Source organism: Streptomyces sp. NBC_00207 (genome assembly GCF_045160965.1).
In the GTDB taxonomy this organism is placed as follows: Bacteria; Actinomycetota; Actinomycetes; order Streptomycetales; family Streptomycetaceae; genus Streptomyces.
Genome location: NZ_CP130715.1, coordinates 1,480,326 through 1,494,173, shown reverse-complemented (window position 1 = coordinate 1,494,173; position 13,848 = coordinate 1,480,326). Strand labels below are relative to the sequence as shown.

Annotated in this window: 13 protein-coding genes; 8 read left to right on the top strand and 5 right to left on the bottom strand. The window is 74.5% G+C overall.

Translation table 11 applies throughout. The features are described 5' to 3' along the window. Positions 1–148: 148 nt before the first annotated feature. From OG472_RS07390 to OG472_RS07380, 3 genes are all read left to right on the top strand, one after another. Positions 149–847, top strand: coding sequence for a TetR/AcrR family transcriptional regulator (locus OG472_RS07390; RefSeq protein ID WP_405941178.1), 699 nt, complete (start codon positions 149–151; stop codon positions 845–847). A 160-nt stretch (positions 848–1,007) separates the two neighbouring features. Further along, a complete protein-coding gene (locus OG472_RS07385; protein WP_405941177.1) occupies positions 1,008–1,958 on the top strand; it encodes a spherulation-specific family 4 protein in 951 nt (316 codons plus the stop codon). A 50-nt stretch (positions 1,959–2,008) separates the two neighbouring features. Next, positions 2,009–2,290 carry a hypothetical protein gene (locus OG472_RS07380; protein WP_405941176.1) on the top strand — a complete coding sequence of 94 codons (282 nt, stop codon included), beginning with the start codon at positions 2,009–2,011 and terminating at the stop codon, positions 2,288–2,290. Positions 2,291–2,318: 28 nt separating this feature from the next. On the opposite strand, the gene OG472_RS07375 is transcribed toward OG472_RS07380, so the two are convergent. Continuing rightward, positions 2,319–2,570 carry a DUF6332 family protein gene (locus OG472_RS07375; protein ID WP_401603883.1) on the bottom strand — a complete coding sequence of 84 codons (252 nt, stop codon included), beginning with the start codon at positions 2,568–2,570 and terminating at the stop codon, positions 2,319–2,321. A 69-nt stretch (positions 2,571–2,639) separates the two neighbouring features. Beyond that, positions 2,640–3,383, bottom strand: a complete 744-nt coding sequence (locus OG472_RS07370; RefSeq protein WP_401603881.1) for a maleylpyruvate isomerase family mycothiol-dependent enzyme — start codon at positions 3,381–3,383, stop codon at positions 2,640–2,642. 39 nt (positions 3,384–3,422) lie between these two features. Here OG472_RS07370 and OG472_RS07365 point away from each other — a divergent pair, with 39 nt between their 5' ends. Together OG472_RS07365 and OG472_RS07360 are read left to right on the top strand one after the other, a co-directional pair. Then, positions 3,423–4,094: an alpha-ketoglutarate-dependent dioxygenase AlkB family protein gene (locus tag OG472_RS07365; protein ID WP_405941175.1), complete on the top strand. Its 672-nt coding sequence runs from the start codon at positions 3,423–3,425 to the stop codon at positions 4,092–4,094. A 43-nt stretch (positions 4,095–4,137) separates the two neighbouring features. Further along, complete coding sequence (locus tag OG472_RS07360; protein WP_383563996.1) at positions 4,138–5,397, top strand: ROK family protein; 1,260 nt, start codon at positions 4,138–4,140, stop codon at positions 5,395–5,397. Between the two features lie 49 nt (positions 5,398–5,446). On the opposite strand, the gene OG472_RS07355 is transcribed toward OG472_RS07360, so the two are convergent. Beyond that, complete coding sequence (locus OG472_RS07355) at positions 5,447–5,995, bottom strand: ATP-binding protein (RefSeq protein ID WP_383563998.1); 549 nt, start codon at positions 5,993–5,995, stop codon at positions 5,447–5,449. A 199-nt stretch (positions 5,996–6,194) separates the two neighbouring features. Between OG472_RS07355 and OG472_RS07350 the strand changes: the two genes are divergently transcribed. Both OG472_RS07350 and OG472_RS07345 read left to right on the top strand, forming a co-directional pair. Then, positions 6,195–7,340, top strand: coding sequence for a PLP-dependent cysteine synthase family protein (locus tag OG472_RS07350; RefSeq protein WP_401603876.1), 1,146 nt, complete (start codon positions 6,195–6,197; stop codon positions 7,338–7,340). A gap of 140 nt (positions 7,341–7,480) precedes the next feature. Next, positions 7,481–8,308, top strand: a complete 828-nt coding sequence (locus tag OG472_RS07345) for a hypothetical protein (protein WP_405941174.1) — start codon at positions 7,481–7,483, stop codon at positions 8,306–8,308. Here OG472_RS07345 and OG472_RS07340 read toward each other — a convergent pair. Continuing rightward, entirely contained in the window at positions 8,280–8,768 is a 489-nt protein-coding gene (locus OG472_RS07340) for an SRPBCC family protein (RefSeq protein WP_383564004.1), read from the bottom strand. The genes OG472_RS07345 and OG472_RS07340 overlap by 29 nt on opposite strands. Before the next feature lie 220 nt (positions 8,769–8,988). On the opposite strand from OG472_RS07340, the gene OG472_RS07335 reads away from it, so the two are divergent. Continuing rightward, positions 8,989–11,379 (top strand): hypothetical protein, encoded by a 2,391-nt coding sequence (locus tag OG472_RS07335; RefSeq protein ID WP_405941173.1) that lies wholly within the window; start codon positions 8,989–8,991, stop codon positions 11,377–11,379. Here the strand turns inward: OG472_RS07335 and OG472_RS07330 are convergent. Beyond that, a complete protein-coding gene (locus OG472_RS07330; RefSeq protein WP_405941172.1) occupies positions 11,321–13,786 on the bottom strand; it encodes a right-handed parallel beta-helix repeat-containing protein in 2,466 nt (821 codons plus the stop codon). The genes OG472_RS07335 and OG472_RS07330 overlap by 59 nt on opposite strands. Positions 13,787–13,848: the final 62 nt, after the last annotated feature.

Sequence of the window (13,848 nt, the reverse complement as noted above, 5' to 3'; positions counted from 1 at the left end):
CGGGGCCGTTTTCCGCGTTGAGAGAGCACTGCTCTCGCTTGAGAACAGTGTGCACGGATCGCCGCACCAAAGCAAGAGCACTGCTCTCGAAATGGAGCGGGGGTCCGCTTTCTGGGCAGTGCTCCAGATGCGTGGCACACTGACCCGCATGAACACCGTGCGAGGGGCCAGGGAACGGGCCCGCATCGAGGTCACCGCCGCCATCAAGGACGAGGCGCGCCGCATGCTCGCGGCCGAGGGCGCCGCCAAACTCTCCCTGCGCGCCGTGGCCCGCGAGCTGGGCATGGTCTCCTCCGCCCTCTACCGCTACTTCCCCAGCCGCGACGAGCTGCTCACCGCGCTGATCATCGACGCGTACGACAGCATCGGCGCCGCCGCCGAGGAGGCCGACGCCCGCGCCCTCGCCGCCGGGTCCCCGCCCCGCGCCCGCTGGATCGCGGTCTGCGAGGCCGTCCGCGCCTGGGCGCTGGGGCACCCGCACGAGTACGCCCTCATCTACGGTTCGCCGGTGCCCGGCTACAGCGCGCCCATGGACACCGTCGGCCCCGCCTCCCGGGTCGGCAACTCGTTCGTCGGCATCCTCCGTGCCGCCTACGAAGGGCGCGGCCTCGCCCTCCCGCCGCTGCCGCCGGCCCTGCGTCCCGAGGCCGAGCGGATGACCGCCGACTTCGCCGAGGGCCTCCCCCCGCAGGTCACGGCCGCCCTCGTCGCCGCCTGGGCCCAACTGGTCGGCCTCGTCTCCTTCGAACTGTTCGGCCAGTTCAACCGCGTCGTCGAGGACCGCCCCACCTTCTTCGCGCATGCCGCCGCCCAACTGGCGCACGGCGTAGGCCTGCCGGCCGTATGACGGGAGGGCGGGCGGCGGGGGGCTCTTGCGGAGATTCACATGATGAGGCGATGGCTCGCTCTTCTGTTCCTCATACCAATGCGGGCAGTTCAGCCTTGAACGATGGGCCGCCCGTCTAGTGTTCCTCGGGTCGCCCCCTGCCGCCGCCGGAGGAACGTTCATGCCTCGCGCCGTAAAGGCCTTGTACGCCGTCCTGGCCACCCTCTTACTGGCCGCGCCGGCGCCGGCCGTCACCGCGTCGGCGCGCGACGCACCCGCAGCCGCCGCCGACGCCCCGACGCCCGCCCCGCCGCGCATGCCCAGGATGCCCGGTGTGCGGGGTCTGGAGATCGGCGTTCCCGCGTACGTCTCCGCGAACGACCGCATGCTGACCGACCTCACCGCCACCGGCCCGGCCGCCTCGGTGGTCGTCCTGAACCCGGGCAACGGCGACTCCCCGTTCGACGCCCCCTGGCGGGCCCGCGCCGACGCCCTGCGCAAACGCACCACCTCCACCGGCGAGAAGACCAAGGTCCTCGGCTACGTCCACACCGACCACGGCAACCGCGACATCGCCGCCGTCAAGGCCTCCGTCGACAACTACCTCGAGACCCCCGACGGCCGCCTCCACGTCGACGGCATCTTCTTCGACGTCGTCAGCCGCGACTGCGGCCCCGCCAACGCCACCCGCGACCACTACGCGGAACTGCGCCGCTACGTCCAGGACGCGATGAGCGCCGCCGACCCGGCCGCCCCCGACCTCGTCGTCAACAACCCCGGCACCGCCATAGCCGACTGCTACCTGGAGCCGGGCCGCCGCACCGCGGACATCTTCGTCACCTACGAGGACACCTACGCCGCGTACACCGGCGGCGGCTGGCTCGGCGGCAACGTCTTCGACCCCCTCTCCGGCTACCGCGCCGGAGCCGAACTCGACCCGAGCGGAACGGCGTTCTGGCACCTGGTCCACGACGTCCCCGACGCCGAGGCCATGCGCGCCACCCTGCGCACCGCCTTCGACCGAGGCGCGGGCTACGCCTACGCGACCAGCACGGTCATGCCCAACCCCTGGAACGCGGGACCGACATGGAAGTACCGCGCCCAGACCACCTACGCGGCCACCCTGGGCTAGGCCCGCGATATTCGGCGGCGGCACCCGTCGCCGGGTGGCAGTCTGGCCCGATGCCTACCTGGACTCCGTCGGCGGTGCTGTTCGACAACCTGCGGTACCTGCTCAACGAGTGGGATCCGATCGGCGTCGCCGATCTGTCGCCGGACGAGTACGACTGCATGCTCGTCCCCTTGTTCCAGCGCCTCCACCGCGGCGCCACCAGGGCGGAGATCGGTGAGTTCCTCTGGTACGAGCTGGAGGACCACTTCGGTCTGGACCCCGTCGACCACCGGACCGACGCGATGGCCGACCGGCTGGTCGCCTGGTGGGCCGCGGTGGGCCCGGCGTCCTAGCGGCCCTGTGGTCTGGCGGCCCGGCGGTTCAGCGGCCGTCGTTCTCGGGGCGGCGGGCGAAGCGCCACAGGACATGGGTGACCCGGAGGAGGAACACCGCGCCCGCCACGATGCCTCCGGCCACCGCCAGGGCGCGGCTGGCCGCGGGGGACAGGGAGAAGGCCAGCGCGGGCCCGTAAACCGCGCCGAAGGCGAGGGCGGCCGCGAAGCAGGCGCTGACGAGGGCGTAGCCGATCTCGATCGTGATCGCGTCACGGTCCGCCTGAGTACGTTGCTCCATGCGGGCAGTGTCACAGCGCGCACTGCCCGTCACAAGGAGGCCTGGGCCGCGCCGCTCCCGCCGCCCGGCTCAGATCCCGGCTGTCGCGCTCCACAGCCGGGCCAGCGCCAGGTCGCCCGTAACGCCCGGACCCGCCAGCGGGAGCCGGTTCCACAGGGCCGCGTAGAGCCAGGCCGCCTCTCCGGTCAGTTCGCAGTCGGCCGCCTCGCCCGTGTCACCCCGCACCGTCCGGGCCGGCTCCGGCGACAGCTGCACGGTCCACACCGCGCCCGTGTCGGCGGCCCGGACCCGTACCACCCGGGGCTCCGGCGTACGCACCCGGCTGCGCGGCCGCGCGTGGAAGCCGGTCAGCAGCTCGTCCACCCCGTCCTCCGCGAACTCCGGCTCCACCGGGGAGAAGACCACACCCCGCGCAGCCTCCGCGTCCATCCGGTGCACGGTCGTCTCGTGGGCCTGCCGCCGCGCCCAGAACGCCAGCGGCGACGGCGGCGCCGTCGGGAGGAAGGTCCAGCACTGCACGTCGGCCGGGGCCTCGGTCAGGGTGCGCACCAGGTCCGCGTGGCCCTGCCGGAACCACGCCAGCAGCTCGCCGTCGGCCAGTTCCGGCGCGTCCGGGAAGCCCACCGGCTCCAGCCGCCGCTCTGCGACGTACCCGGCCGCCCAGCGGTGCACCGACCCGGTGTGGCGCAGCAGATCGGTGACGTGCCAGCCCGGGCAGGTGGGGACCGGGGCGTCCGTGCCGGCCTGTTCGGCCACGTCGGCGAGCAGCTCGCCTTCTCGTGCGAGGGTCTTCACAAGTTCGGTGATCTCCATACCGGGAGTCTTATCAGCCCGCCCGCGACAATGGGGGACATGGATGCGGAACTCTTCCCGCGCGAGCGGGCCGTGATCGCTCCCGGCGCCGTGCACGTGCCCGACTGGCTCGGGGCCGAGCGGCAGGGCGAGTTGCTGGCGGCCTGTCGCGCGTGGGCCCGTCCGCCGGCCGGCCTGCGCACCGTACGGACCCCGGGCGGCGGGGTGATGACCGCCCGGCAGGTGTGCCTCGGGCTGCACTGGTTTCCGTACGGGTACGCCCGCACCGCCGTCGACGGGGACGGGGCTCCGGTCAAGCCGATGCCGGGCTGGCTCGCCGAGCTGGGGCGGGAGGCGGTGGCCGCCGCGTACGGGACCCCGGGGGGCGCGACGGACCTGCCGGACCCGGCGGCGGCCTACGACATCGCGCTGATCAACTTCTACGGCGGCGACTCCCGCATGGGCATGCACCGCGACGCCGAGGAGAAGTCCGCCGCCCCGGTGGTCTCTTTCAGCCTCGGCGACACCTGTGTCTTCCGCTTCGGGAACACCGCCTCGCGCGGGCGCCCGTACCGGGACGTCGAGCTGCGCAGCGGGGATCTCTTCGTCTTCGGGGGCGCGAGCCGGCTGGCCTACCACGGCGTGCCGAAGGTCCTGCCGGGCACGGGTCCGCGGGCCCTCGGGCTGACCGGGCGGCTGAACATCACACTCCGGGTCGGCGGGCTCGGCTGAGCAGCGGCGCCCGGCACCCTCCGATCATGCGAGGATCGATGCCATGAACGGCAACGGGGCCCCGCCGCGGGTGGGGGATGTGACCACGCCATCCGCGTCCACGACCGCCACGCGGACCAGGCTGGAACGCGGTCGCGGCGCGCTCGGGCCGGCGCTGGAGCTCGTCCACACCGGCCGCGCCCCGACCCGCGCGGTCCTCACGGCCGAGCTCGGGGTCACCCGCGCCACCGCCGGAGCCGTCGCCGCCGAGCTGGAAGCGCTCGGGCTGATCCGCGTCGACTCCCGCCCCGGCGGGGCCGGCGGCGCCCAGGGCCGCCCCTCGCACCGCCTCTCCGTGGCCGAGGACGGCCCGGTGGCCCTCGCGGCCCAAGTGCACTCGGACGGCTTCCGGGCGGCCCTGGTCGGCCTCGGCGGCCGCATCGTGGCCACCGCCCCCGGCAAGGTCACCGTCTCCGCCGACCCGGCCCAGGTGCTCGGCGCGGTCGTGGAGGCGGGCGCCGAACTGCTCGCGGACAGCGGCCGCCGCTGCATCGGCGCGGGGCTCGCGGTCCCCTCGGCGGTCGCCGAGCCGGAGGGCACCGCGCTGAACCCGCTGCACCTGGCCTGGCCGGCCGGTTCTCCCGTACGGGCCATCTTCGCGGAGTGCGTGAAGGCGGCCGGGATCGACGGTCCGGCACTGACCGGGAACGACGTCAACCTCGCGGCACTGGCGGAGCACCGGCACGGCGCGGGGCGCAGCGCGCAGCACCTGCTGTGCGTGGCCACCGGGCACCGCGGGGTCGGCGGGGCGCTGGTGCTGGACGGCCGCCTGCACAGCGGCAGTTCGGGCCTGGCCCTGGAGGTCGGTCACCTCACCGTGAACCCCGAGGGGCGGGCCTGCCACTGCGGCGGCCGCGGCTGCCTGGACGTGGAGGCGGACCCGCTGGCCTTCCTCACCGCGGCGGGCCGCAGCCCCGGCCCCGAGGTCTCGCTGCTCCAGCAGGCCCGCGACCTGCTGCGCGACGAACCCGCGGAGCCCGCGGTACGGGCCGCCACGGAGGAGCTGATCGACCGGCTCGGCCTCGGCCTCGCCGGCCTGGTGAACATCCTGAATCCGGACCGGATCATTCTGGGCGGCCTGCACCGGGAACTGCTGCACGCCGACCCGGAACGGCTGCGCGCGGTGGTCGCCGACCGCAGCCTGTGGGGGCGCAGCGGCGGCGTGCCGATCCTGCCGTGCACCCTGGACCACAACAGTCTGGTCGGCGCGGCGGAACTGGCCTGGCAGCCTGTGCTCGACGATCCGCTGGGAGCCTTGGCCTAGGCCGTCTCCCCCCGGACCGCGCCGGGCGGGAGGGGGGCGCGGGGTGGGACTACCCGGGCCCGGCGCCGACCGGGGAGGCCACCGGCAGGCCCGCTCCGACGGCACCCGGGTCGACGGCGACGAGCACCGTCCGCGCGGGTTCTCGTACGGGCCTGGTCTCGATCCGCACCGGCTGTGGGGGCGCCGCCTGGGCGGGAGCCGCCGTGAGCGAGAACCACACCACCTTGCCCGGCCCGTCGGACTGCTGCCGTGCGCCCCAGGACTCGCTGAGCGCCGCCACGAGGGCGAGGCCCCGTCCACAGGTCTCCAGCGAGCCGGCCTGCGCCTCGTGGAGCACCGGAAGCCGCGGATCGCTGTCGATCACCGAGACGGTGAGGCGCCCGAGGCGGAGTTCGATCTCGACGGTGCAGGTCTTGTCCGGCTGCGCGTGGCGATGGACGTTCGTGAGCAGTTCCGTCACGCCGAGCGCAGCCCGGTCTATGAGCGGATCGAGCTGCCAGTGGCGCAGTTGTGCTGAGACGATTCTGCGGATTTGGCCGATCCGCGACGGCAAGGCCTGCAGTTCGACGACGCAGTGCCTGCGGGAATGAGTGATCACGGCTGCGACTCCCCGACATGAGTGTTACGGGTGCTGCACCCTCGGTAATGCTCCACCAGGGTCACCCACGGTGCGCCGCAGTGCAACCGAACGCCATCGAAAGCGATGTGCATGGAAACCCAAAGCGAACGTTTGTGCAGGTGAGCGAGGTACATTGCGAAAGGAGGGGGCGAATTACACCCATGAAGGAGCGCGGCGCATGAGCACCACCGGCACCACCAGCAGCACCGGTACGACGGTCACCACCATCGACGTCGACCGCAGCGACGCGGACTACCGCGCCTGGCTGAAGGAAGCCGTCCGCAAGGTCCAGGCCGACGCCAACCGCTCCGCGGATACCCACCTCCTGCGCTTCCCGCTCCCCGAGGCGTGGGGCATCGACCTCTACCTCAAGGACGAGTCCACCCACCCGACGGGCTCCCTCAAGCACCGCCTCGCGCGCTCGCTGTTCCTGTACGCCCTCTGCAACGGCTGGATCCGCCCCGGCCGCCCGGTGATCGAGGCCTCGTCCGGCTCCACCGCCGTCTCCGAGGCGTACTTCGCCAAGCTGATCGGCGTGCCCTTCATCGCCGTCATGCCGCGCACGACCAGCCCGGAGAAGTGCCGGCTCATCGAATTCCACGGCGGCGCATGTCACTTCGTGGACGACCCGATGAAGATGTACGAGGAGTCCGCGGAGCTCGCCGCCCGTACGGGCGGGCACTACATGGACCAGTTCACGTACGCCGAGCGGGCCACCGACTGGCGCGGCAACAACAACATCGCCGAATCGATGTACCAGCAGCTGAAGCTGGAACGTTTCCCCGAGCCCGCCTGGATCGTGGCGACCGCCGGTACGGGCGGCACCTCGGCGACCATCGCGCGTTACGTGCACTACATGCAGCACGACACCCGGATCTGCGTCCCGGACCCGGAGAACTCCTGCTTCTTCGAGGGCTGGACCGACAACGACCCGAACGCGAGCAGCGATTGCGGCTCGCGCATCGAGGGCATCGGCCGGCCGCGGATGGAACCGAGCTTCGTGCCCGGCGCCATCGACCGCATGATGAAGGTCCCGGACGCGGCGAGCGTCGCCGCCTGCCGCGCGCTGGAGACGGCGATAGGGCGCAAGGCGGGCGGTTCGACCGGTACCGGCCTGTGGAGCGCCCTGAAGATCATCTCGGAGATGGTGGCGGAGGGCCGCACGGGCAGCGTCGTCACCCTGCTGTGCGACCCGGGCGACCGCTACCTGGACAAGTACTACTCCGACGAGTGGCTGGCGGCGCAGCGGCTCGACATCGCCCCGTACGCGAAGACCATCGACACCCTGCTGACGACCGGGGTCTGGCGCGAGCCGTCGGCCTGACCGGCCTGTCGCGGGAGCGGCCGGCCCGGCCGGTCCGTGGCGCGACCGTGACGGTCCGGGGACGAAAACGCCCTGGGCGGAGCCGAATCGGCTGGCTACGCTGTGCGGACTTTTGAGCGCGGCGGAGCTTCGGGGGAGCCATGGCGGGCATCGAGTACAACAGACCGGAACGGGACGCCCGTACACGGGAACAGACCGGTGCGGGCGGGCGGCCGCGGCCGGTTGACCGGCCGGACCGGCCCAGGGCCGAGTCCCGGGCCGAGTCCCGGGCCGAGTCCCGGGCCGAGCCCCGGGCGACGCAGCTGGAGTGTCCGCGCTGCCACCGTTCCGACGAGGTGCGGGCCGTCCCCGCCATCTGCGTGAGCGGGCACACCAGGTACCAGGAGGAAGCCGGCGGCCGCGACCGGAGCGCCGGCGCCCTCGAGGTCGTCCCAAGGCTGGCCGAGGCGCTGGCCCTGGCCCCGCCGCCGCCGGTGACCGCAGGACGGACGGCGCTGGGAGTGCTGCTGGTCCTGGTGTCGATCGGTACGTTCATCGGCGGCGCCCAGGGCGGGCACTGGTTCGCCGGTGCGCCCGCGGCCGAAGAGAACCACGGGTCGATGACGCTGTGGGGCGGCGCGACGTGGGCCACCCCGCCCGAGCCCGGGGCCGAGCTCCTCTTCCTGGCCTGGATCTCGGGGTTCGCCCTGCTGGGGGCGGCCGTGCTGATCGTCTCGGCCGTACGGGTCCAACGGGCGTTCCGCGCCCGGCTCGCGGCCGGCCGCGACGCCGCCGAGGAGGTCTGGTCCCGCGGCTGGTGCTGCGCACGGTGCGCGGTGGTCCACTTCGGCACCGGGCCGGCGATGACCCTGCAGGAGTTCCGCAGGGCGGTCTGGGGTGCGGGGGACTACGGCGACCTGGCCGAAGTGCACCGCGCGACCGGCACGGTGGCGGACCAGGCTACTGATCCGCCGCGCGCCGGGCGGTGAGCCGCCCGTCCAGTGTGCGGACCGCGGTGCGGAAGGAGTGGCCCAGGCCCGCGCGGGCGGCGGTCAGGCCGAGGCGGAACGGGGCCGAGCCGTCCGCGGCGAAGGTCCAGCGGACGTGCGTGCCGGAGCCGGCCGGTGTCAGCCGCCACTCCTCCAGCAGCGCCCGTACCCCGGGGGCGTTGGTCGTGTCGACCCGGTACGCGTAGCGCTGCTCGGGATCCGCGGCCATGATCGTCTCCTGGAAGCGCACCCCGCCCATCAACCGGACCTCGCGGCCCGCGCCGCCGTGCGTGGGCCGGGCCAGGGTCACCGCCTTGAACCAGCCCGGCCAGCCCGCCACTTCCTCGGCGAGCGCCTGGTACACGGCCTCGGGCGGCGCCGCCGCCTCGGTGGCGAACACCAGCCGGATCGGCGCGGCGTCGATGAAGTCCAGCCCCACCGGACGGAGTCGGCGAGCCATGGCGGTACCCCCTGGGACGAGGTTCGGGTCTGCGTGGGCGTCACCATAGCCGGGCGGCCCCGAGATGTCCGCTGCGATCTCGCGCGGATTCCCGTCCCGGTCGCGGTCCCGGTGCTTTCACCCCGCGTGGGGGATTCGCGCGGCGCGGGGCCTGGGCACGGGAGGCGGTGCGCGGGATGCTGGAGTCGCGCCGATCCCGCCCCCGCAAGCGGAGGCCGCTGTGCCGGACCGTTCCACGCCCGACCACCCCCTCGCCCTCGAACTCCTCGTCCACGGAGTCGCCGGCGCCGCCCCCGGCGAGCTGCTCGGCGACCCGCGCACCGTCCGCGTCACCGGAGACTCCACCGCCGCCGTCTTCCGCCGCACCGAGGACGCCGACGCCGAAGCACACCCCGAGCGCTACGCCGGGCGGCCCGTCCCCGAGGCCTACTGCTGGTCCCGGCTCACCTCCGGCAACGGCGCCCGCGCGCTGTGGCTGCTGCTCCTGCCCTTCATGGTGGCCAACCTCGCCCACTGGGCCCGGCCCGCCACACCCTCCGCCGACCCCGCCCCGCGCGCGGTACGCACGTACGGGGTCCTCGTACGGATCCTCGCGCTCAGCCTGACCGTGCTGCTGATCGCGGCCGCCTGCGAGGTCGCGCTCGACCTGTTCGCCTGGCAGTGCGCGGGCTCCCGCACCTGCACCGGCTCCCGCTCCCGGCTCGGCTTCCTCGCGCCCGGAGGCGGCTGGTGGGCCCAGCCGGGGCGCCGCCTCGCCCTCGGAGCGCTGCTCCCCGCCGCGCTGACCGGGCTGCTCTGGTTCCTGTCGAACCGCACCTGGAGCGCCTACGAGTCCCAGCCGCCGCCCGCCGGCTCCGCCGACCCGGACGCCGCCTCCGACACGGAGCCCGCGCTCGGCCGCCCCGGATTCTGGTACGGCCGCCGGATCGTCGCCCGGCTGCGCGCCGCGCACACCGCCGCCGGGCTGCTCACCGTGGCGGTGGCCGTCGCCATGCCCACCGCCCGCTACGACCGGCGGGCCGGCGCCCCCGCCCTCGAAGCCCTCGGCTGGACCATCCAGGCGCTGCTCGCCGCCGGCGCCGTCACCGTGGCCTGGGTCGTCTGCCGGCGCGGCCGCACCGAAGCCCGGGCCGACCACCGGCTCGACCGGGCCGCCGTCACCCTGCTGCCCGGCGCCGCCCTCGCCCTCCTCGCCGCCGTCCTCCTCCACGCCTGCTGGTCACGCCCCGGCTGGGCCTCCACCGGACGGCTCCCCGGGGACTTCGCCTTCGGCGTGCTCATGCTGGGGCAGGGCTGCTGCGTGCTCGCCCTCGCCGCCGTGGCCCGGTCCCTGCACCGGCGGGCCCCCGATCCGTCGGCCGCCCTGCACGGCCTCGGCGGGCCCGCCGTCGCCATGCTCGGCTGCGCGCTCGGCGGGGTGATGTCCGGCGGAGTCGCCCAGCGCGTCGCCGACTGGCTGGACGGCGGCGGCACCCCCGGAATGGCCGGCACCCCGCTGCCCGGGCCGCCCGTGCTGCTGTCCTGGCAGGCCGCCGTGTTACCGCCGATGCTCCTCGTACTGGCCCTGCTCGCCGTCTGCTTCGCAGTCCGCGGTGCCCGCTCCCGGGCCCGGCTCGCCGCAGCCGTGGCCGCCGAGTATCCGGGGGAGGCGCCGGACGGGGCCCGCAGCCGCCGGATCGCCGGGGCACGGACCGCGGCCGCGCTCACCGACTCCGCGCCCTGGTTCGTGGCGGCCGTCTCCGGGATCACCCTGGTGCTCGGCGCGGGCGCCCTCGCCGGAGCCTGGCTCAGCGGACAGGTCCCGGGCGAAGCGGCCCGCGGGACCCGGCCGTTGCTGGAGGGCGCCGCCCGCGCCGCCCAGGACACCGGGTCCTGGCTCATCGGCCTCGGCATCGCCGTCTTCGTCACCTGGGGCCGCCGCGCCTACCGGGACCCCTCCGCCCGCCGGACCATCGGCATCCTGTGGGACGTGGGCACCTTCTGGCCGCGCGCGGCCCACCCCTTCGCACCGCCCTGCTACGCCGAGCGCGCCGTCCCCGACCTGACCTGGCGGATGGCCGGCTGGACCGGCCGTACCGGCGGCCGCCTGGTGATCTCCGGCCACTCCCAGGGCAGCGTGCTCGCCGCGGCGGCCGTCTGGCAACTCCCGCCGCCCGCCCGCCGCCGGGTCGCCCTGCTCACGTACGGATCCCCGCTCGGCCGCCTCTACGGCCGCTGGTTCCCCGCCTACTTCGGTCCCGGACCGCTCGCCGCCCTGCACCAGGAGGTCGACTGCTGGCGCAACCTCTGGCGGGCCACCGACCCCATCGGCGGCCCGGCGCTTCCCGGCGCGGGGCCGGACGTGGACCGCGGCCCGCTCGCCGACCCGATCGCCTACGGACGCAGCGCCCGCCACCCGCTGCCCGCGCCGATCCTGGGCCACTCCGACTACCAGGCCGATCCTGCCTTCGCCGCCGAACGCGACGCCCTGCTCGCCCGGCTGGACACGGCCGCGGGGAGCCGGGGGCCCCGCCCGGCGGCAGCCGGGGGAGTACCCGCTCAGCCGGCCCGCGTCAGCAAGGAGCGGGCAGCGCCGGCAGGGCCGGGAGATCCGCCGGGAACAGCAGGGTGAGCTCGTCCGTACTCGGCTCCGACAGCTGGGCCACCCGGCCCGCGTGCCGCTCCACCATCGACTCGAAGGTCTGGCGCGCGGTGCGGCCGTTGCCGAACGCCGGACCCTTGGGGAGCTCCGTGAAGTACGTCAGCAGGGCCTCGGAGGTGCCCTCCCCGAGCCGGTACTCGTGCTCCTCCGCCTGCTGCTCCACGATCCGCAGCAGTTCCCCGGGCCCGTAGTCGCCGAAGGTGATGGTCCGGGAGAACCGCGAGGCCACACCGGGGTTGACGGTCAGGAAACGGTCCATCTCCGCCGTGTACCCGGCGACGATCACCACCACCGCGTCCCGGTGGTCCTCCATCAGCTTCACCAGCGTGTCGATCGCCTCGCGCCCGAAGTCCCGGCCCGAGTCCTCCGGGGCCAGCGCGTACGCCTCGTCGATGAACAGCACCCCGCCGCGCGCCCGCTCGAAGGCCTCCTGCGTACGGATGGCCGTGGAGCCGATGTGCTCGCCGACCAGGTCCACACGGGACACCTCGACCAGGTGACCGCGCTCCAGTACCCCCAGGGAGGCGAGGATCTCCCCGTACAGCCGGGCGACCGTGGTCTTGCCCGTGCCGGGGGAGCCGGTGAAGACCAGGTGCCGGCGCACCGAGGCGGCTTTGAGGCCCGCCTGCTGCCGCCGCCGGCCCACCTCGATCATGTCGGTGAGCGCGCGCACCTCGCGCTTGACGCTGTCCAGGCCCACCAGCGCGTCGAGCTGTCCCAGCACCTCGCCGGAACCCCGCACGCCCGCATCCGCGCCGGCCTCCGGCCGCTCCGCCGCGGGCCGCGGTACGGTCGCGGGCGCCGGGGCCGGCTGCGGTACGGAGCTCTGCGCCGCCGTGACCGTACGGATCCCCGCCTGCGCCCCTGCGAATCCGCCGCCCGAGGCCGACTGGGCCGCCAGGCGCGGGCCGGACTCGTCGCTCGTGCACTCCTCGGCGAGCGGCCCGTCCTCCGCGAACTCGTAGCCCCCGCGGGCACAGCGCTCGGTGTGGCAGCGGGTCAGCGTGGTGCGGCAGCCGTCCATGACGTGGAAGCCGAAACCGGAACTGCCCGTCACCCGGCAGGCCGTGAAGGTGCCGCGCCCGCCCGCCGACACGTAGAACCCGGCCTCGGCCGGGGAGGTGACCGTGCACCGCTCCAGAGCGGGGTCGGCGCCCTTGGTGACGATCACGCCGGTCTGCACGGCGTCGATGGTGCAGTTGGCGAGCGTGCCGCCGCTGCCGTGGTCGCGGAACCACGCGCCGGTGGCCGCCTCGCGGATCCGGCAGTCGTCGAGCTGCGCAGTCGCCCCGTCGCTCACCGAGACGGCGGTGTTGCGCACCTGGGACAGGTCGCTGTCGACCACGTCGACGCGCGAGCCCCGGTCCAGCACGAACAGTGCGTCCGGCACGTCGTGGACCCGGCAGGAATCCAGGGCGACGGTGGCGCCGTCGCTGATCCACACCGCCGGATAGTCGCCCGTACTGTCGTGGATCTCGCAGGACTCGGCGTCCACGCGGGTGCCCGGGTCCCACACGGACAGCCCGTTGCGGCCGAAGCGGCGGACCGTGGTGCGGCTGAGGGTGAGCACCGAACGGGACCGCAGGTCGACGGCGTTCTCCGGGATGTCGTGGATGTCGCAGCCGGTCAGGGTGAGGACCGCGTCGGTGTCGAGGGTGACCCCGTCGGCCGAGGTGCGGTGCACCGCGCAGTCGGTGAGCCGGGCCGTGGCGCGGGCGGCGATCTGCACCCCGGAGCCCTTGACCTCGTACACCTCGCAGCCCAGGGCCTCCAGGCCCGAGCCCTCGCCGGTCACCCCGATGCCCGCGCCCGTGGCGTGGTGGACGCGGCAGCGCTCCAGCCGGGGCCGGCCGCCGCCGCGCACCGAGATGCCGGTCTGCCCGGCGGCCACGACCTCGCACTCCTCGAATACCCCGCCGCCGCCGTCCACCACGGCGATCCCGACACCGGCCGGGTTCTCCACCGTGCACCGCCGCACGAGGGGCCGGGCCCCCGGGCCGCGTACCTCGATGCCGGCCGCCGAGTGGGTGCTGACCCGCAGATCGGTGAGCTCGGGGCAGCCGTCCTCCACCAGCAGCGCGGGCGCCGCCCGGTCCTGGCCCTCCAGGTACAGGTCCTGGACCACGGCCGAGGCGCGCACGGTCAGCGCGACCCCGTCGAGCGGGGCGATGCGCACCGACCCCAGGCCGCCCTCGGCTCCGCGCAGGGTCACGGCATGGTGCAGCACCAGGTTCTCCCGGTAGGTGCCGGGGGCGACGGTCAGCACGTCTCCGTCTCCCGCGACGGCGAGCGCGGCGGCCAGCGTCGGATATTCACCGGAGCGGCGCCGCCACCGCGAGGACCCGCCGTGCGTCACCTGGACCGTGCCCTGAACCATGGTGCTGTCGTGCCCCCACCCTCGTACTCGCGCTGCCGATGCGACCGAAGCCACTGAAGTCT